This window comes from Serratia sp. 3ACOL1 (assembly GCF_003668775.1).
Classification (GTDB): domain Bacteria; phylum Pseudomonadota; class Gammaproteobacteria; order Enterobacterales; family Enterobacteriaceae; genus Chania; species Chania fonticola.
In genome coordinates, this window is the sequence record NZ_CP033055.1 from 4,165,707 (window position 1) to 4,184,431 (window position 18,725).

Annotated in this window: 16 protein-coding genes; 4 read left to right on the plus strand and 12 right to left on the minus strand. The window is 55.0% G+C overall.

The window, feature by feature from the left end; all coding sequences use genetic code 11:
• Position 1: 1 nt before the first annotated feature.
• From rffA to trxA, 10 genes are all read right to left on the minus strand, one after another.
• Entirely contained in the window at positions 2 to 1,132 is a 1,131-nt protein-coding gene (rffA, locus tag D9980_RS18830) for a dTDP-4-amino-4,6-dideoxygalactose transaminase (RefSeq protein WP_024484180.1), read from the minus strand.
• On the minus strand, positions 1,119 to 1,838 hold the full coding sequence (gene rffC, locus D9980_RS18835) for a dTDP-4-amino-4,6-dideoxy-D-galactose acyltransferase (RefSeq protein ID WP_121608107.1): 720 nt from the start codon (positions 1,836 to 1,838) through the stop codon (positions 1,119 to 1,121). The genes rffA and rffC overlap by 14 nt, the downstream gene beginning before the upstream one ends.
• Complete coding sequence (gene rfbA, locus D9980_RS18840; protein ID WP_059199113.1) at positions 1,816 to 2,697, minus strand: glucose-1-phosphate thymidylyltransferase RfbA; 882 nt, start codon at positions 2,695 to 2,697, stop codon at positions 1,816 to 1,818. The genes rffC and rfbA overlap by 23 nt, the downstream gene beginning before the upstream one ends.
• A gap of 62 nt (positions 2,698 to 2,759) precedes the next feature.
• On the minus strand, positions 2,760 to 3,827 hold the full coding sequence (rffG, locus tag D9980_RS18845; RefSeq protein WP_121608108.1) for a dTDP-glucose 4,6-dehydratase: 1,068 nt from the start codon (positions 3,825 to 3,827) through the stop codon (positions 2,760 to 2,762).
• Positions 3,824 to 5,086, minus strand: a complete 1,263-nt coding sequence (gene wecC / locus D9980_RS18850) for a UDP-N-acetyl-D-mannosamine dehydrogenase (RefSeq protein WP_121608109.1) — start codon at positions 5,084 to 5,086, stop codon at positions 3,824 to 3,826. The genes rffG and wecC overlap by 4 nt, the downstream gene beginning before the upstream one ends.
• Positions 5,083 to 6,213 (minus strand): non-hydrolyzing UDP-N-acetylglucosamine 2-epimerase, encoded by a 1,131-nt coding sequence (gene wecB, locus D9980_RS18855; protein ID WP_024484185.1) that lies wholly within the window; start codon positions 6,211 to 6,213, stop codon positions 5,083 to 5,085. Before wecB ends, wecC begins: the two co-directional genes overlap by 4 nt.
• An 86-nt stretch (positions 6,214 to 6,299) precedes the next feature.
• Complete coding sequence (wzzE, locus tag D9980_RS18860; RefSeq protein WP_021181556.1) at positions 6,300 to 7,352, minus strand: ECA polysaccharide chain length modulation protein; 1,053 nt, start codon at positions 7,350 to 7,352, stop codon at positions 6,300 to 6,302.
• A gap of 20 nt (positions 7,353 to 7,372) precedes the next feature.
• Positions 7,373 to 8,470 carry a UDP-N-acetylglucosamine--undecaprenyl-phosphate N-acetylglucosaminephosphotransferase gene (wecA, locus tag D9980_RS18865; protein ID WP_024484187.1) on the minus strand — a complete coding sequence of 366 codons (1,098 nt, stop codon included), beginning with the start codon at positions 8,468 to 8,470 and terminating at the stop codon, positions 7,373 to 7,375.
• Positions 8,471 to 8,748: 278 nt separating this feature from the next.
• Complete coding sequence (rho, locus tag D9980_RS18870) at positions 8,749 to 10,008, minus strand: transcription termination factor Rho (RefSeq protein WP_021181558.1); 1,260 nt, start codon at positions 10,006 to 10,008, stop codon at positions 8,749 to 8,751.
• A gap of 446 nt (positions 10,009 to 10,454) precedes the next feature.
• Positions 10,455 to 10,781 (minus strand): thioredoxin TrxA, encoded by a 327-nt coding sequence (gene trxA / locus D9980_RS18875; RefSeq protein WP_024484188.1) that lies wholly within the window; start codon positions 10,779 to 10,781, stop codon positions 10,455 to 10,457.
• Between the two features lie 131 nt (positions 10,782 to 10,912).
• On the opposite strand from trxA, the gene rhlB reads away from it, so the two are divergent.
• The 3 genes from rhlB to D9980_RS18890 all read left to right on the plus strand — a co-directional run bounded on the left by rhlB (position 10,913) and on the right by D9980_RS18890 (position 14,086).
• Positions 10,913 to 12,202, plus strand: coding sequence for an ATP-dependent RNA helicase RhlB (gene rhlB, locus D9980_RS18880; RefSeq protein WP_024484189.1), 1,290 nt, complete (start codon positions 10,913 to 10,915; stop codon positions 12,200 to 12,202).
• A gap of 9 nt (positions 12,203 to 12,211) precedes the next feature.
• Positions 12,212 to 13,705, plus strand: coding sequence for an exopolyphosphatase (gene ppx, locus D9980_RS18885; protein ID WP_024484190.1), 1,494 nt, complete (start codon positions 12,212 to 12,214; stop codon positions 13,703 to 13,705).
• A 180-nt stretch (positions 13,706 to 13,885) separates the two neighbouring features.
• The gene (locus D9980_RS18890) at positions 13,886 to 14,086 is read left to right on the plus strand and encodes a hypothetical protein (RefSeq protein WP_202913964.1); all 201 of its coding nucleotides are present in this window, start codon (positions 13,886 to 13,888) and stop codon (positions 14,084 to 14,086) included.
• 130 nt (positions 14,087 to 14,216) lie between these two features.
• Here the strand turns inward: D9980_RS18890 and rep are convergent, their stop codons facing one another.
• Positions 14,217 to 16,241 (minus strand): DNA helicase Rep, encoded by a 2,025-nt coding sequence (gene rep, locus D9980_RS18895; protein WP_121608110.1) that lies wholly within the window; start codon positions 16,239 to 16,241, stop codon positions 14,217 to 14,219.
• A gap of 155 nt (positions 16,242 to 16,396) precedes the next feature.
• On the opposite strand from rep, the gene ppiC reads away from it, so the two are divergent.
• Complete coding sequence (ppiC, locus tag D9980_RS18900) at positions 16,397 to 16,678, plus strand: peptidylprolyl isomerase PpiC (protein WP_021181563.1); 282 nt, start codon at positions 16,397 to 16,399, stop codon at positions 16,676 to 16,678.
• A gap of 477 nt (positions 16,679 to 17,155) precedes the next feature.
• Here ppiC and D9980_RS18905 read toward each other — a convergent pair whose 3' ends face one another.
• Complete coding sequence (locus D9980_RS18905; protein ID WP_121608111.1) at positions 17,156 to 18,652, minus strand: pitrilysin family protein; 1,497 nt, start codon at positions 18,650 to 18,652, stop codon at positions 17,156 to 17,158.
• Positions 18,653 to 18,725: the final 73 nt, after the last annotated feature.

An 18,725-nucleotide genomic window follows, 5' to 3' on the forward strand; every position in this document is an offset into this window, starting at 1 on the left:
ATCAGGCGAGGAAGCTCAGGATGGTATTGATTACCGTACGTTGATTGACGTCTGACATGTTAAAGAACAGCGGCAGACGCACCAGGCGCTCGCTCTCTTTGGTGGTGAAGCGATCTTCGCCGGAGAAACGCCCAAACTTCTCACCCGCCGGGCAGGCGTGCAGTGGGATGTAGTGGAACACCGACATGATTTCGGCTTCTTTCAGGTAGTCGATAAACGCGGTACGATCCTGCACGTCTTTCAGCTTGATGTAGAACATATGGGCGTTATGCACGCAGTTGGCCGGAATGACCGGCAAGGCGATACGCCCCGCAGCCGCTAACGGTTTCAATGCATCGTAATAGTTCTGCCACAGCTTCAGGCGGCGCTGGTTGATCGTCTCGGCGGCCTCCAGCTGTGCCCACAGATAAGCGGCTTGCAGATCTGACATCAGATAGCTGGAACCAATATCGCGCCAGGTATATTTGTCTACCTGACCACGGAAGAACTGGCTGCGGTTGGTGCCTTTTTCACGGATCACTTCGGCACGATCGATCAGGGCCGGGTCGTTAATCAGCGTCGCGCCACCTTCACCGCCAGCGGTGTAGTTTTTGGTCTCATGGAAACTGAAGCAGCCGATATGGCCGATAGTCCCCAGGGCTTTGCCTTTATAGGTCGACATCACGCCCTGCGCGGCATCTTCCACCACCATCAGGTTGTACTTCTTCGCCAGCGCCATGATGGTGTCCATTTCGCAGGCCACGCCAGCGTAATGCACCGGCACGATGGCACGGGTTTTATCGGTGATCGCCGCTTCGATCTTGGTCTCATCGATGTTCATGGTGTCTGGACGCAGATCGACAAACACCATCACCGCCCCGCGCAGCACAAAGGCGTTAGCGGTGGACACGAAGGTGTAGCTCGGCATGATCACTTCATCACCCGGCTGGATATCCAGCAGGATGGCGGCCATTTCCAGTGACGCGGTGCAAGACGGCGTCAGCAGCACTTTCGGACAGCCGAAATGCTGTTCCATCCACTGCTGGCAGCGACGGGTAAAACCACCGTCACCACAGAGTTTGCCGCTGCTCATCGCAGCCTGCATATAATCGAGTTCCGTGCCAACAACCGGTGGAGCGTTAAATGGGATCATGTAAACCTCTATAGAACCAATACGCGGTGCTTTCTAGGGTGGCACCGTGCCGTTGATAGAGCCGTAACGCGGCAATATTACTTATCTGAGTCGCGATCCGCAGGCGCTGCAGCCGTTGCTGCTGGCACCAGGCGATCGCGGCTGTCATCAGCCGAGAACCGGTCCCTTTACCTTGTACACCTGGGAATGCCGCCAGCAGGCCGATACGCGCCTCTTGCTGGCCGATATCACGCAGGCTGACAAACCCTTCTGGCTCCCCATCGCTGCCCAGCACAAGCAGGCACTGATGGTCAAACGTCCCCAGCACCGCTTTTTCAATCCAGGTGGCGTAAAAACGCCCGCTGTCCTGCGGCTGATACCAAGGCGCGCGGAAACGGCTGGCGGCAAATACCTTGGCCGCCACCGAACGCAACAGTGGAATATCTTCAGGCTGGGCGATGCGAATGGCCGGTAAATTCAATGCACAATCTGTGCCAATTGCCAGGGCAAAGTCCACTTCGCCCTCAACCAGCCGAAATCCCTCGCCAGCCAAACCATCGGCCAAGTCCAGCCGCTGGGCCGGGATCTTGGCCTGAACCAGCGCAAACGCATCCAGTTCAGCTACCGTAAGCGCAGGAGCCGCATCGTCAAAATGCAGTTTGGCGCTAGTGAGTTGGAAATACTCGCTTTCCCAGCCCAAAGGCTCAATATTGGCGTGGACGGACATGCAGTAAATCCAGTAAGTATTTGCCATAGCCGGTTTTGGCTAACGCCTGCGCCGAGCGTCTTACGCCATCATCATCCAGCCAGCCGTTACGCCAGGCGATCTCTTCCAGACAGGCAATCTTGAACCCCTGGCGCTTCTCTACCGTCTGCACAAAGGTACTGGCTTCGATCAGGCTGTCGTGGGTGCCGGTATCGAGCCAGGCAAAACCACGCCCCAGCAGCTCGACGCTCAGTTCGCCACGCTCCAGATACATCTGGTTGATGCTGGTAATTTCCAGCTCGCCGCGTTCGGAAGGCTTCACCTGCTTGGCGAAATCCACCACCTGGTTGTCATAGAAATAGAGACCGGTGACCGCCCAGTTGGACTTCGGCTTCAGCGGCTTTTCTTCAATCGATAGCGCGCGGAAGTTATCGTCGAACTCCACTACGCCAAAGCGCTCTGGGTCCATGACCTGGTAACCGAATACCGTGGCACCTTTCAGACCCTGGACCACGCTTTTCAGTTTCGGGCTGAAGCCCTGGCCGAAGTAGATATTGTCGCCCAGCACCAGGCAGCACGGCTCGCCGCCGATAAACTCTTCGCCAATCAGGAAGGCCTGTGCCAACCCGTCCGGGCTCGGTTGTTCGGCGTAGCTGAGGTTGATGCCAAACTCTTCACCGCTGCCCAGCAAACGGCGAAACGAGGGCAGATCTTCAGGCGTAGAGATAATCAGAATATCTCGGATCCCGGCCAGCATCAGCACCGAGAGCGGATAGTAAATCATCGGTTTATCGTAAATGGGCAGCAACTGCTTGGAGACGCCGCGGGTGATCGGGTGTAAACGCGTCCCCGACCCGCCGGCTAGAATAATACCTTTCATCGTCACTCCTGAACTTCCGCTAGCCGCACGGCGCTTATCGCCTTCCGTGCGTTCGGATGGGATTACTGGCTTAAGCCTAAACGTTCCCCGGCATAAGACCCGTCTTGCACTCGGCGCCACCAGGTCTCATTGTTCAGATACCAGGAAACCGTCTTGCGGATGCCGCTTTCAAAGGTTTCCTGTGGGCGCCAACCCAGTTCACGTTCAATTTTGCCCGCGTCGATGGCATAGCGCATATCGTGGCCAGGGCGATCTTTGACGTAGGTGATCAGATCGCGATATTTCGCCACGCCCTGCGGTTTGTGCGGTGCCAGCTCTTCCAGCAGATCGCAGATGGTCTGTACAACTTCGATATTTTTGCGCTCGTTGTGGCCGCCGATGTTATAGGTTTCCCCAATCACACCTTCGGTCACCACCTGATATAACGCCCGCGCATGGTCCTCCACAAACAGCCAGTCACGCACCTGCGCTCCGTCGCCGTAAACCGGCAGCGGTTTGCCAGAAATGGCATTAAGGATCACCAGCGGCACCAGCTTCTCTGGGAAGTGGTAAGGGCCGTAGTTGTTGGAGCAATTGGTCACGACGGTAGGGAAACCGTAGGTACGCAGCCAGGCGCGCACCAAGTGGTCGCTCGAGGCCTTGGAAGCAGAATACGGGCTGCTTGGCGCGTAAGGCGTAGTTTCGGTAAACAGATCGTCGGTGCCGTGCAGGTCACCGTACACTTCATCGGTAGAGATATGATGGAAGCGGAAAGCCTGCTTTTTCTCTGCCGCCAGCGCCTGCCAATAATGACGGGCGGCCTCCAGCATGGTGTAAGTACCCACTATGTTGGTTTCGATAAAGGCTGCCGGGCCGTCGATCGAGCGGTCAACGTGGCTTTCTGCCGCCAGATGCATCACGAAATCCGGCTGGTACTGCGCAAATACGCGGTCCAGTGCGGCACGGTCGCAGATATCTACCTGCTCGAAAGCATAGCGCTCGTTGTCCGCCACGCCCGCCAGCGACTCCAGGTTACCGGCATAGGTGAGCTTATCAACCACCACCACGCTATCGCGGGTCCCCTCGATGATATGTCTTACCACGGCAGAGCCGATAAATCCGGCCCCGCCGGTGACCAAAATACGTTTCAACGCCAGACTCCTTTGGTGTCCACGATCCAGGACTGCTTAATCTCTTCCGGCCTGATGGCCTTGAATTCTTTATGATCGACCAGCATCACGATCACATCCGCCTGCTGTAGGGCTTCAGGCAGTTTTTTCAGCGTAACGTGGCCCGCCAGTGACTTCGGCAATTGCTCAACGTTAGGCTCGACAGCCAGGGTTTCACCCACGTGCCAATCGGCAATCAGGTGGGCTACTTCAACCGCCGGGCTCTCACGCAGGTCGTCGATATTAGGTTTGAACGCCAGACCGAAGCAGGCAATTTTCACTTCAGAAGCGCGCTTGTTGGTGGCCGCCAGGCAATCTGCCACAGCTGCCTTGACTTGATCGACCACCCAGAGCGGTTTGCCGTCGTTGACCAGGCGCGCAGTATGGATCAGACGAGCCTGTTGCGGGTTCTGCGCCACGATGAACCAAGGATCAACGGCGATACAATGCCCGCCCACGCCAGGACCAGGTTGCAGAATGTTGACGCGCGGATGGCGATTAGCCAGGCGGATCAGTTCCCACACGTTAATACCCTGCTCGGCACAGATCAGCGAAAGCTCGTTGGCAAACGCGATGTTAACGTCGCGGAAGCTGTTTTCCGTCAGTTTGCACATCTCGGCGGTGCGCGAGTTGGTGATCACACACTCACCTTCGAGGAAAATCTTGTACAGCGCGCTGGCGCGCTCGGAGCATTTTGGCGTCATCCCGCCAATCACGCGGTCATTCTGGATCAGCTCAACCATCACCTGCCCGGGCAGCACGCGCTCAGGACAGTAGGCAATGTTCACGTCGGCCTGCTCACCGGCATCCTGCGGGAAGCTCAGATCGCTACGCGCCTCTGCCAACCAGAGTGACATCTGTTCGGTAGCGCCCACCGGTGAAGTAGACTCCAAGATCACCAGGTCGCCCTTTTTCAGTACCGGTGCCAATGACTTGGCGGCAGCTTCAACATAGGCCAGATCGGGTTCGTGATCCCCTTTGAACGGCGTTGGTACGGCGATCAGGAACGCATCGGCCGCCAGCGGTTTAGTCACCGCCTGCAGATAGCCGCCTTCTACCGCTTCTTTTACTACGCGATCCAAATCAGGTTCGACGATGTGAATGGCACCGCGGTTAATGGTATCTACCGCGTGCTGGTTAACATCTACGCCCACCACTTTTTTCTTGCGGGAAGCAAACGCCGCCGCCGTTGGCAAACCAATATAGCCCAGGCCAATAACTGAAATAGTGTTAAAACTCATAGTGTCACCTGATGATTCTTTAAAGCTTCGAGGATACGTTGGCAGGCATGCCCGTCACCGTATGGGTTATGCGCCCGGCTCATGGCGTGGTATTCGCCTTCGTCTGTCAATAACCGGGTTACCGCATCAACAATTTTAGCTACGTCCGTTCCCACCAGCTGTACCGTACCGGCATCTACCGCTTCTGGCCGCTCGGTGGTATCACGCATCACCAACACCGGTTTACCCAGCGATGGCGCCTCTTCCTGAATGCCGCCCGAGTCGGTCAGGATCAGATAAGATCGCGTCATCAGATAGACAAACGGCAGGTAATCCTGCGGATCGATCAGAATGATGTTATCGATCCCCTTCAAAATACGGTTGACCGGCTCGCTGACGTTCGGATTGAGGTGCACCGGATAGACCACCTGCACTTCAGGATGCTGAAGGGCAATCTCGGCCAAGGCGCTACAGATGCGCTCGAACCCACCACCGAAGCTTTCGCGGCGGTGCCCAGTCACCAGGATCAGCTTTTTATTGGCATCCAGGAAAGGATAACGCTGGTCAAGGCTGCTACGCAGCTCTGGGTTGTGCATGATGCGGTCGCGCACCCACAGCAACGCATCGATCACGGTATTGCCCGTGACGAAAATATGGTCGTCCCGCAGCGATTCACGTAACAGGTTCTGCCGTGAATTTTCGGTTGGCGAGAAGTGATACATCGCCAAATGCCCCGTCAACTTGCGGTTGGCCTCTTCAGGCCACGGAGAATAGAGATTACCGGTACGCAGGCCCGCTTCCACATGCCCCACCGGGATACGCTGATAAAACGCTGCCAGGCTGGTCGCCATGGTGGTCGTCGTGTCACCGTGAACCAACACCACGTCCGGCTTGAAGTCCTCCAGTACGCCTTTGATCCCTTCCAGAATGCGGCAGGTGATTTCACTCAGCCCCTGGCCCGGTTTCATAATATTCAGGTCGTAATCCGGTACGATTTCAAACAAACGCAGTACCTGATCCAGCATCTCGCGATGCTGTGCCGTAACGCAGACTCTTGACTCAAAGGCATCATCCTGAGCCAGAGCATGTACCAGAGGTGCCATTTTGATGGCTTCCGGTCTGGTGCCAAAAACAGTCAACACTTTCACAGCGAATCTCTTTTGGTCGGTGAAGTGCAGGCGAACCTGCAAAGTTGGGCACTCAGTGCCCAACAGCGAAATTATTATATTATTAATTAACTACGTGGCCGGCGTACCAAGGCAACGCCCGCACCAATCAGGCCACCGATTGCGCCCCACATAATCAGCCAGAATACCCGGCGTGGGCTATCACGTTTCACCGGCTCTTCCGGCGTACGTAAATAGCGGTAGGTCTGGAATTTGGCATCCAACGTCGGGCCGACGTTCAAGGTTGCTAACATGGCCCGGTTCTGATCGTAACTCACATCGTAAGCCGGGCCGGAAGCCTGTAAACCCTCCAGGCGCGCCTGCAGCATAGGTTTACCCAGCAGGAACAGATCGGAGTCTGGCAGCTGTTCGGCTGGCGTATCGGTCTGCGTACGGCTAATCCCCTGCTGCTCGGCGATTTTCAGCGCCTGCTGCACGGTCTTGAGCTCACGCTGATAAACCGCATCGGCTACCGCTTCCTGGCGCTTGACCTGTGCACTCATCGAGGTGGTACGCGCCGCCCAGGCTCCCTGGATCTCTTCATTCAGATGCTGTGCCGCACGGTGGCTGGCAAAGGCAACATACTGACGTAGCAGATGGTTGGAGTCTGGCGCAGTTTCGGCGGTCAGTTTCACACTGTCATTCAGCACTTTTTTGTCGTCGCGCGGCGTGAACTGGATATTGTTAATCAGGTCATCAAGCAACGCCGCATCGGCACGGGCATCCCCTTCCTGGCGCTGCTTGTAGTAATCGCTTTGCAACCAGAAATCACGGCGCGTGTCATAGGCGGCCAACTGCATGATAAATTCATTATAGGCTTCATCGGCGATGCCTGGCTGATCGCTGGCAACCGCAGGCAGCGTCCGCTGATCCAGGTTACGCAGGAACTGCTGCTGAGAGTAATATCCCCCCAGCGCATTCACCGTTGGCTTATCGGTGATCGCCGTGGCGCTCCACTCCTGTTTCACCAGGTAGGAAACGATCAGCGCAACGGCAGCAAACAACACCGCGAAACCGATAATCCATTTTTTGCCGCGCCACAGGGTGCAGCATAGACCGCGGATATCGAGTTCGTTATCGACCACCGGGGTATTCTTGTCAGACGTTGTTTCAGGATTCATCACTGCCCTAAAGCCTCAGGTTAAGGTACTTGCTTATTGTTCGTTGCATTCCGCAGGCGGCGCTTGAGACGTTTGATATAACGCGCGACCCGCCATGCACGTTTAATGCAATAGCCATACAAGAAGAATGCAAGCAAGAATAATGCCAACATAACCCATTCAGGTATGAAAGTCAGACGTTCGCCTATCACGCCAACCGCCGCCAACAGCGCTGCGGCCAAGGTGATGAGCACAAAAGCCTGACGAGGCGTAAAGCCCGCTCGCATAATCAAATGGTGGATGTGTTGACGGTCTGGCGAGAACGGGCTCATGCCCTTACGCAGACGGCGATACATGATGGCAATCATATCCATCAGCGGGATGGCGATAATCCACAGCGCGGTGACCGGTTTGATCGGATGGTTTGGCCCTTGTGAGCTTTGCACCAACAGCCAGATGGCGGTAAAACCGATCAGCGTACTGCCGGCGTCGCCCATAAAGACCTTATAGCGACGGCCAAGGATGCCGAGGTTGAGCAGAATATAGGGAACAATGGCCGCCAGCATCGCGAAGCACCAGAAGGCAAGCTCGCTATGGCCGCCTTGATAAAGCAGGATCCCCATCGCGCCGAACGACACGCAAGAGAGACCGCCGAGCAGGCCGTCGATACCATCGACCATGTTAAAGGCGTTAATCGCCGCCCAAACGGCAAACAGCGTCACCAAATAGCCAAACGGCCCCAACTGCATTTCCCAGCCACCAAACACATAGCCGAGGCTGCGCAGATAAAGGCCGGCAAACACCATCATGGCGATGCCGACCAGTGCCTGAATGGTGGCGCGGATCTTGACGCTAATATCGAAGCGATCGTCCAGTGCCCCGACGAATACCAGGACACCGGCGCAGGTGAGATAGAGTTTGCTGTGCGCAATCGTCTGGTCGGTGATCAGGAAGGCAAAGCAGATGCCAGCGTAAACAGAAATCCCACCCACCAACGGGATCAGCCCCTGATGACGTTTGCGGTAATTAGGCTTATCAACCAAACCAATAGGTTTTGCTGCCTTGCGAGCAACAAATAAAAAAGCCAGAGAAAACAGAAAAACAAAAAGAATTTCAGTACTCATAGTGAGTAAGTTCACGGTTAACAAATCTCTGAAGAAGATGAGGCAGCTTAACATGGGTAAAAAACCGCGCCACATGACCAAGCGACCTTTCAGTCATTTCCTATGACATAGACACTTATCAATGCCCAAAACGTGTCTTGCTTCAACGCATTAACGCAAAAAACAGGCGCAAATAAGATAAGTTCTCAATAAGTCACAAGAATAACTTACTTTCCTTTACTGTTACTTATCGTATCCGCCAAAAGCAAAAAACGCCACGACTAGGCGTGGCGTTCCTCGAATATTTTACTTATTTATGAGCGTTTCATCATGTCGAAGAATTCATCGTTGGTTTTGGTCATCGCCAACTTGTTAATGAGGAACTCCATCGCGTCGATCTCACCCATTGGGTGAATGATCTTGCGCAGGATCCACATCTTCTGCAGTTCTTCAGAGGTGGTGAGCAACTCTTCTTTACGCGTACCGGAACGGTTGTAATCGATAGCTGGGAACACGCGTTTCTCGGCGATTTTACGCGCCAGATGCAGTTCCATGTTACCCGTACCTTTAAACTCTTCGTAGATCACTTCGTCCATCTTCGAACCGGTATCGACCAGTGCGGTAGCGATGATGGTCAGGCTGCCGCCTTCCTCAACGTTACGAGCCGCACCGAAGAAACGCTTCGGACGATGCAGGGCGTTAGCATCCACACCACCGGTCAGCACTTTGCCTGAGGCAGGTACTACGGTGTTGTAGGCACGCGCCAGACGGGTGATGGAGTCCAGCAGGATGATCACGTCTTTTTTGTGTTCGACCAGGCGCTTGGCCTTCTCGATCACCATTTCGGCAACCTGTACGTGGCGGGATGCAGGTTCGTCGAAGGTAGAAGCGATAACTTCGCCTTTTACCAGACGTTGCATCTCGGTCACTTCTTCCGGACGTTCGTCGATCAGCAACACCATCAGCACGCAGTCTGGATGGTTGTATGCGATGCTCTGCGCAATGTTTTGCAGCAGCATGGTTTTACCGGCTTTCGGCGGTGCCACAATCAGGCCACGCTGGCCACGACCGATTGGCGCTGCCAGATCCAGTACGCGAGCCGTCAGATCTTCGGTAGAGCCGTTGCCGCGCTCCATACGCAAACGTGAGTTGGCGTGCAGCGGCGTCAGGTTTTCGAACAGGATCTTGTTACGGGCGTTTTCCGGTTTGTCGTAGTTGACTTCGTTAACTTTCAACAGGGCAAAATAGCGCTCGCCTTCTTTTGGCGGACGAATCTTACCGGAAATGGTGTCACCTGTGCGGAGGTTGAAGCGGCGGATTTGGCTGGGAGAAACGTAGATATCGTCGGGGCCTGCGAGGTAGGAACTGTCTCCGGAACGGAGGAAACCAAATCCATCCTGCAATATCTCCAGCACGCCATCACCGAAGATATCTTCTCCGCTTTTCGCATGTTGCTTGAGTATAGAGAAGATAATGTCCTGTTTGCGCAGGCGGGCCAGGTTTTCCAGCCCCATATTTTCGCCGAGAGTAATCAGCTCAGAAACCGGCGTATTCTTTAATTCGGTAAGATTCATAGTGGGGGTTCTTAAACTCGGGGTGTGTCTCGAACTAGTATCGTGAATGGTATGGCAGCGTGTTATACCCATTACCTTTCAAGCTACAACGTGAAATTCATAGGGTATGCGTGCCTGTTACTGGACGTTCGATCGCCGGGCTGCTGGGCTGCCGCAGTAAGAAATGGCTTAGCTGGGGCGCACACGCTGACGGTTTAAGATCGAAGGTGCCTTAAAACTGATTTTTTGTAAAACCGCTTGATCGTCAAAACACGGGCTCGGTTCACAGTAAAATGCTAGTGCCGATGGTTCAACGTAGAGTAATGCTTAGATTCAGACTCTTTAGATTTAATACTTATGGCAAGTTCAGAATGCAGTATGGTTAAACTTAACACGCTTCTTGGCAGGCGTCTAGCGGTGAATGAAAATCCCCCTCCAGACGCCCGTCACGGGGCTTCCCGCCCTAATTACAGATTCGCGTCCAGGAACTCTTTGAGCTGGCCCTTGGACAGCGCGCCGACCTTGGTCGCTGCCACTTCACCGTTCTTGAACAACAACAGCGTCGGGATGCCGCGGATGCCGTATTTAGGCGCGGTAGCCGGGTTTTGATCGATGTTCAGTTTGGTAATGGTCAACTTGCCGGCGAACTCTTCGGCAATCTCGTCGAGGATCGGAGCAATCATCTTGCACGGACCACACCATTCAGCCCAGAAATCGACCAGGATTGGCCCTTCGGCTTTCAGCACATCGGAATCGAAGCTGTCGTCAGTCAGGTGAATAATTTTATCGCTCATGTTCTACTCCACAGGATTGGGTCTACCTTGTTGGTGTAGCATCAAACCAACTCAGGTGATTTTATTTCACCGTTTTTATTTCAACGGATATGCTTTCGTAAAGCAATAGTTAGCTGATATTCTACCACACTATGAGCAAAACACACTTGACCGAACAGAAGTTTTCCGACTTCGCCCTGCACCCGTTAGTCCTTGAAGCCCTTGAGAAAAAAGGGTTTCACAACTGCACGCCCATCCAGGCGTTAGCATTGCCGCTCACCCTCAGTGGGCGCGACGTTGCAGGTCAGGCGCAAACCGGTACCGGAAAGACGCTGGCATTTTTAGCGTCTACTTTTCACTATTTGCTGTCCCACCCGGCGAAAGAAGGTCGCCAGACCAACCAGCCGCGCGCCTTGATCATGGCGCCTACGCGTGAACTGGCGGTGCAGATCCATTCCGATGCAGAAGCTCTGTCGCAGTCTACCGGGTTGAAGCTTGGCCTGGCCTACGGCGGCGATGGCTATGACAAACAGCTGAAAGTGCTGGAAAGCGGCGTAGATATTCTGGTGGGAACCACCGGCCGTTTAATCGACTACGCCAAACAAAATTATATCGATCTGGGTGCTATCCAGGTTGTGGTGCTCGATGAAGCCGACCGCATGTACGATCTGGGCTTTATCAAAGATATCCGCTGGCTGTTCCGCCGTATGCCTGCGGTCGATCAACGCCTGAACATGTTGTTCTCTGCCACCCTGTCCTATCGCGTACGCGAGCTGGCCTTTGAGCAGATGAACAATGCCGAATATGTGGAAGTTGAACCGGAACAGAAAACCGGCCACCGCATTCAGGAAGAGCTGTTCTACCCTTCCAACGAAGAAAAGATGCGCCTGCTGCAGACGCTGATCGAGGAAGAGTGGCCGGACCGCTGCATCATCTTCGCCAACACCAAGCACCGCTGTGAAGACATCTGGGGCCATCTGGCTGCCGACGGTCACCGCGTTGGCCTGCTGACCGGCGACGTGGCGCAGAAAAAACGCCTGCGTATTCTGGACGATTTCACCAAGGGTAACCTGGATATCCTGGTCGCCACCGATGTCGCCGCACGCGGCCTGCATATCCCGTTGGTGACTCACGTCTTCAACTACGATCTGCCGGACGACTGCGAAGACTACGTGCACCGCATTGGCCGTACTGGCCGCGCGGGCGAAAGCGGTCACTCCATCAGCCTGGCCTGTGAAGAGTACGCGCTTAACCTGCCAGCCATCGAGACTTATACCGGCCACAGCATTCCTGTGAGCAAGTACAACAGCGATGCGCTGCTGAGCGATCTGCCAGCACCGAAGCGCCTGGTGCGCCCACGAGGCAACAACGGCCCACGCCGTAACTCTTCCGCGCCACGTCGTGGTGGTGCGCCACGTAACAACCGTAAACGTTCGGGCTAATAGACGACTATGCCAGGTTCCAGCACCCTCTATGCCGCCATCGATCTGGGTTCCAACAGTTTCCATATGTTGGTGGTACGTGAGGTGGCTGGCAGTATCCAGACGCTGGCTCGCATCAAGCGCAAAGTGCGCCTGGCGGCCGGGCTGGATCAGCACAATCACCTGTCACAGGAAGCTATGCAGCGCGGCTGGCAATGTCTGCGGCTGTTCTCGGAACGCCTGCAGGATATCCCGCGCGATCAAATTCGGGTCGTCGCCACCGCAACGCTGCGCCTGGCTAATAACGCAGCCGAGTTCTTGCAAACCGCCGAAACTATCCTTGGCTGCCCCGTTCAGGTCATCAGCGGCGAAGAAGAAGCCCGCCTGATTTACCACGGCGTTGCCCATACCACAGGCGGCCCGGATCGGCGTCTGGTGGTCGATATCGGGGGTGGCAGCACGGAGTTGGTCGTAGGTACAGGGGCGCAGGCCGCGCAGCTGTATAGCCTTTCAATGGGCTGTGTCACCTGGCTCGAACGCTTCTTCAGCGATCGTAATCTGGAGCGGGATAACTTCGAAGCCGCCGAACAGGCCGCGCGTGAAATGGTGCGGCCGATCGCCCCACAACTTCGTCAACATGGCTGGCAGATTTGCGTCGGCGCCTCCGGTACCGTGCAAGCGCTACAGGAAATCATGGTGGCGCAGGGGATGGACGAACGTATTACCCTGCCCAAGCTGCGGCAGTTGAAACAACGCGCCATTCAGTGTGGCAAGCTGGAAGAGCTGGAAATCGAAGGGCTGACGCTGGAACGTGCCTTGGTGTTCCCAAGCGGCCTGTCGATACTGCTGGCCATTTTCCAGGAGTTAGGCATTGAAAGCATGACGCTGGCCGGTGGCGCTCTGCGCGAAGGGCTGGTGTATGGCATGCTGCATCTGCCGGTCGAGCAGGATATCCGCAGCCGTACGTTACGTAACCTGCAACGCCGTTACCTATTGGATATCGAGCAGGCCGAACGCGTCAGCCAGTTAGCCGCGAACTTCTGTTTGCAAACCACCAACGAATGGCAATTGGATACGCGATGTCGTGAGCTACTGCATGCGGCCTGCCTGATCCACGAAATCGGCCTGAGCGTCGATTTCAAACAGGCTCCTCAACACGCCGCCTATCTGGTCAGCCATCTTGATTTACCCGGCTTTACCCCGGCGCAGAAAAAACTGTTAGCCACCCTGCTGCAAAACCAGAGCAATGCCCTCGATCTGCCGCTACTGAGCCAACAAAACGCCGTGCCGCCCCGCGTGGCACAGCGCATGTGTCGTCTGTTGCGTCTGGCCATCATCTTTGCCAGCCGCCGCCGTGACGATACCCTGCCCGCGGTACGCCTGCGTGCCAACGATGAAGAGTTGCATGTGATTTTGCCGCACGGCTGGTTAGAGCGACATCCGCTGCGCGCAGAGGCGCTGGATCAGGAAAGCCACTGGCAGAGCTATGCCCACTGGCCGCTGTTTTTGGAAGAGCAGTCCTAAGAGAATTCCCCCCTTTTCTGCAACAGTCTCTTTAACCGTTTTATGTGAAAGCGCAACTCAATGGCTGGCTTCGTCCTAAGAGGTAGCGTGGTAACAAGGCTAATTAAAGAGACTTTTAATGACTCCCTATGTTATTAAAGAATAGTTTAATAACGCACAATCTTATTAAAGGGGGTTTTAATGAAGCGTATTTCTGGTCGATTTGTGACACCTCAGAGTCATCAGGAAACAGTCAATGCCTTCGTACCTGCGCCTTTACCACCAACTGCTCCGCCCATTGTTGCCAAATCCTATCAGGAACTCAATAATCGAGCTGAATTGGCTTTAGCTAGACTATCGGCTATGTCCGGTCTGGTTACATCTGGAGAATGGTTAATTTAAAGCACTAGAGAATGCGGGGATACTGGTGGAAACTACAGGTCGAGTGAGAGGTAAAAGCTATGTCTATCAGGCCTACGTAGATACTTTACGTAATGAGTAATAGCAACAGGGCGTTTTCGCGCCCCGAACCTCAGCTACCGCCCTTGGCCTTGGCCAACATCGCCTTCACGCTGGCCAAATGGCTCTGGCCTTTCTCCATACGCTCCTGCGGGCTAACTACTTTGCGTTCAGTCTCCCAGGCCAGATCGTCCTGCGGCAGTTCCAACAGGAAACGGCTGGGTTCAGGCCGCACCAACTCACCGTATTGGCGACGTTCGCGACACAGGGTGAAAATCAGCTCCTTCTGGGCGCGGGTGATCCCCACATAGGCCAAACGCCGTTCTTCATCGACATTATCCTCGTCAATGCTGCTCTGATGCGGCAATAACCCCTCTTCCATCCCCACCAGGAACACATAGGGGAATTCCAGCCCCTTGGAAGCATGCAGGGTCATCAGCTGTACCTGATCCAGCTCTTCATCGCTTTCGCCACGCTCCATCATGTCACGCAACGTAAAGCGCGTGACCACCTGGGTCAGCGTCATCGGTTCGTCCAGATCGTTGCCTTCCAGCATCTCGGTCATCCAGCCAAACAGCGTGTTGACGTTTTTCATACGCATTTCGGCCGCTTTCGGGCTGGGCGAGGTTTCAAACAACCAACTTTCATAGTCGATGCCGCGGATCAGATCGCGCACCGCTGCCACCGGCTCACGCTCTACCATCTGGATGATACCTTCCATCCAGTGGGTGAAACGCTGTAAAGACTCCAGCCCCCGGCCTGTCAGATACTGGCCCAGTCCAAGATCGAAGCTGGCGTGGAACAGGCTCTTGTTACGCTGATTGGCCCACTCCCCCAACTTTTGCAGCGTCGCCGGGCCGATTTCCCGCTTCGGCGTATTAACGATACGCAGGAAGGCGCTGTCGTCTTCCTGGTTGGTCAAAACCCGCAGATAGGCCAGCAAATCCTTGATTTCCGGGCGCGAGAAGAACGACGTGCCGCCAGAAATCTTGTACGGAATGCGGTTCTGCATCAGCATTTTTTCAAACACACGCGACTGGTGGTTTCCGCGATAGAGTATCGCATAGTCGCCGTAATTGGTTTTCTTCACAAAGTGATGGGCGATCAGTTCCCCCACCACCCGCTCGGCCTCGTGATCTTCATTGTTGGCCGTGACCACCTTCAACTCTTCGCCGTAGCCCAGTTCCGAGAACAGGCGTTTTTCAAAGACGTGCGGGTTGTTGGCAATCAGGATATTGGCGGCCTTCAGAATACGTTCGCTGGAACGGTAGTTCTGCTCAAGCTTGATCACCTGCAACGCCGGAAAATCTTCCTTTAGCAGTACCAGGTTCTGCGGACGCGCACCGCGCCAGGAGTAGATCGACTGATCGTCATCCCCCACCACGGTAAAGCGTGCGCGGTTACCCACCAGCAGTTTCACCAGTTCGTACTGGCTGGTGTTGGTGTCCTGATATTCATCCACCAGCAGATAGCGGATACGGTTCTGCCAGCGCTCACGCACCTCCTCATTACGCTGTAGCAACAAGGTGGGCAGCAGGATCAGATCGTCAAAATCCAGTACGTTACAGGCTCTCATATGGTCGTGATACAACCCGTAGCAGTGGGCGAACAGCTTGTCCTTCTCTGAGCGCGCCAGCCCCATTGCCCGCTGCGGATCCACCAGATCGTTCTTCCAGTTGGAAATGGTCGAGATCAGCTGTGCCACCAGCGTCTTGTCGTTTTCCAGCCACTTCTCGGTCAGTTCTTTCAACAACGCGAGCTGGTCTTGATCGTCAAACAGCGAGAAGTTGGACTTCATCCCCAACGCGGCATATTCGCGTTTTATCACTTCCAGCCCCAGCGTATGGAAGGTGGAGATCATCAGGCCACGCGACTCTTTGCGCCCCATGGTTTGCGCCACACGCTCTTTCATCTCACGCGCCGCCTTGTTGGTAAAGGTTACGGCGGCAATATGCCGGGCCTGATAGCCACATTGGTGGATCAGGTGGGCGATTTTATTGGTGATCACACGCGTTTTGCCGGAACCGGCACCGGCCAGTACCAGGCAAGGCCCGGTAACGAATTCGACGGCTTGTTGTTGGCTGGGGTTTAATCGCATGGCGCTTTATTGCTCAATATTGGAGTGCAGGGGAGAAGGATTGTAGCAGAAAGCGCCGCTCAGATTTATACCCGTCGCCTAGCTACAACTCGAAATTCATAGGGTAAAGCAGGTATAATGGCGAAAAATTCTGCACGACTGATTGGATTATTAAGATGGCAAAGACCGCTAGCGCGCTACACATCCTGGTGGATAACGAAACACTAGCCAACGAGCTGTTGGCCAAACTCAAGCGCGGCGTCAGCTTTGACACGCTGGCGCGCAAATACTCAAGCTGCCCGTCAAAGCGCAACGGCGGCTCCCTGGGTGAATTTAATAAGGGGACGATGGTCGCTGCCTTCGATAAGGCAGTGTTCAGCATCCCGTTGCTCAAGCCCTATGGCCCGGTGAAAACCCAGTTCGGCTATCACATCATCAAGGTACTGTATCGCAACTAGGCCCCTCACCCTAACCCTCTCCCACAGGGAGAGGGGACCGATCGAGTTAGGCTGATAATGTCGTGTTCCTTCTGAGCACCGGCTGACTCACCTTGGTTTCGTTGATTTCTCTGCGTAATACCTGCCTTTCTTTTTACTCCCAACTCTCCGAAGCTGCACGGCCTAACCAGGCTCTCCGGGCAGCTCCCTCTCCCCGTGGGAGAAACGGGCTGTGGCATCAGGTACAACTCGGTTAAAGTCTACCCGCCTTTGGATGGGTAATTAAAGTGTCTTTAAACATACAAGGGGACCGATCGAGTTAGGCTGATAATGTCGTGTTCCTTCTGAGCACCGGCTGACTCACCTTGGTTTCGTTGATTTCTCTGCGTAATACCTGCCTTTCTTTTTACTCCCAACTCTCCGAAGCTGCACGGCCTAACTAGGCTCTCCGGGCAGCTCCCTCTCCCTGTGGGAGAGGGTTGGGGTGAGGGGCAATGATTACTGTGCACTGGCTTCCGGTGCTGCGGTAGCCGCATCCACCGGTTTTGGCTCTTCGCTCACCACGGCCGGTGCTGGCGCCATGATCCCGTTATAGGTTTCCTGGAGCTGCTTCATATTCATCTCCGGCTCCCCCTTCGGCTGTAACAGCACCAAGGTGGCATCCTGCGACAGTTGCAGCTTCAGTTCCTGATTCAGCGATTCCAGCGTCAGTGACGACAAGAAGGCCTGACGCAGCTTCTGGTATTGCTCCGGAGCGATATCCACCACGCCACTTTGCTGTGAACGCAGACGCTGGCTCATCAGCACATCGGTGTCGGTGCGGGCATAGGTGGCAAACAGTTTGCTCAACTGATCGGTTTTCTGTGCCAGCAAGGCATTGAACTCATCCTGAGACAGGCCGTTGTTACGCACATTAGCCAATTCGCGGGCAATAAAGGCCAGGCCGTTGTTCAGATTATCATTCGGTGAATTCAGATGGATCGCACACTGGGCGCGTTGATACTGCACCCGGCAGTCGAAGCCCAGCTTGATGTTTTTCTGCTCGCTCTTTTGCAGCACCTGCTGAATGTGCCAGAACAGGGCTTCACGGGCCATATCACTGCGCCAGTAACGGCTCAGGCTTTGCGAATCGCGAATCGGATGCCATGGCGTATCCCACATGATCGACAGCGTATCCTGCTTCACCTGATCGCTGATCAGACTGACCGGCTGCGGCGGCAGTGGAGTCAGGGTTGGCATGGTTGCCGGCGCTTCGCGCTTGCCTTGGAGAGGCGAGAACGCCTTGTTGATCTGTTCGGTCAGGCTACGGCTATCAACTTTACCCACCACGTACAACGTCATGACGTCCGGGGTATACCATTGCTGGTAAAATTTCTGCAGCTGTTCGATATTGACCGGCCGCTTGACCGGTTGGCCCGGATCGTGTGCCAGTAGCGTTGAGCCTTTCAGGCGATAACGCCACCAGCTGTCTTTGGGATCCGGCGGGAAGATACCGATAGGATCCATATTGGAGTTCATCACCGCTTCTACCGTTGGCTCATCGATAGCCAGCTTACCCGTGGTATCTGCCAGCCAGGCCAGCGCCTCTTTCAACAGATCGGGGCGATTATTGGGCAGGCTCAGGTTGTAGATGGTGAAATCATAAGAGCTAATGGCTGGCGGCAATGGCCGTTCACTGTCCACGCTCTGTTGCCACAGCGACTGGAGCTGAGGCTGGGTAAAACTCTCGCTGCGCGTAATCGCAATACGCGGCAGCAAATGGGCAAAACCGATCTGCTGGGCAGATTCCACCAGCGATCCGGTATTGACCATCAACCTTAACTCAACGCGATCGCTCGGGCGCTGTGGTGTATCAAGGATCTGCCAAGAAAAACCGTTATTCAGCTGCCCCTGCTGCCAGGCAGGATCAGGTTGTAGCGCTTCAGCGTGCACGCTGCCGTTGGCCGCAACCAACAGCAGCCCACCCACTAAAAGACGAATTCTGGTGCCCTGCATGTGAACCCCTACTTAATGACTAGCCAATTTTTTATGCAAATACGGATATTCCGTTCATTGGAATATAAGGCAT

Coding starts and splice junctions, on each gene's coding strand:
- rffA (WP_024484180.1), bottom strand. CDS start 1,132: ATGATCCCATTTAACGCTCCACCGGTTGTTGGCACGGAACTCGATTAT.
- rffC (WP_121608107.1), bottom strand. CDS start 1,838: ATGTCCGTCCACGCCAATATTGAGCCTTTGGGCTGGGAAAGCGAGTAT.
- rfbA (WP_059199113.1), bottom strand. CDS start 2,697: ATGAAAGGTATTATTCTAGCCGGCGGGTCGGGGACGCGTTTACACCCG.
- wecC (WP_121608109.1), bottom strand. CDS start 5,086: ATGAGTTTTAACACTATTTCAGTTATTGGCCTGGGCTATATTGGTTTG.
- wzzE (WP_021181556.1), bottom strand. CDS start 7,352: ATGAATCCTGAAACAACGTCTGACAAGAATACCCCGGTGGTCGATAAC.
- rho (WP_021181558.1), bottom strand. CDS start 10,008: ATGAATCTTACCGAATTAAAGAATACGCCGGTTTCTGAGCTGATTACT.
- trxA (WP_024484188.1), bottom strand. CDS start 10,781: ATGAGCGATAAAATTATTCACCTGACTGACGACAGCTTCGATTCCGAT.
- rhlB (WP_024484189.1), top strand. CDS start 10,913: ATGAGCAAAACACACTTGACCGAACAGAAGTTTTCCGACTTCGCCCTG.
- ppx (WP_024484190.1), top strand. CDS start 12,212: ATGCCAGGTTCCAGCACCCTCTATGCCGCCATCGATCTGGGTTCCAAC.
- D9980_RS18890 (WP_202913964.1), top strand. CDS start 13,886: ATGAAGCGTATTTCTGGTCGATTTGTGACACCTCAGAGTCATCAGGAA.
- rep (WP_121608110.1), bottom strand. CDS start 16,241: ATGCGATTAAACCCCAGCCAACAACAAGCCGTCGAATTCGTTACCGGG.
- ppiC (WP_021181563.1), top strand. CDS start 16,397: ATGGCAAAGACCGCTAGCGCGCTACACATCCTGGTGGATAACGAAACA.
- D9980_RS18905 (WP_121608111.1), bottom strand. CDS start 18,652: ATGCAGGGCACCAGAATTCGTCTTTTAGTGGGTGGGCTGCTGTTGGTT.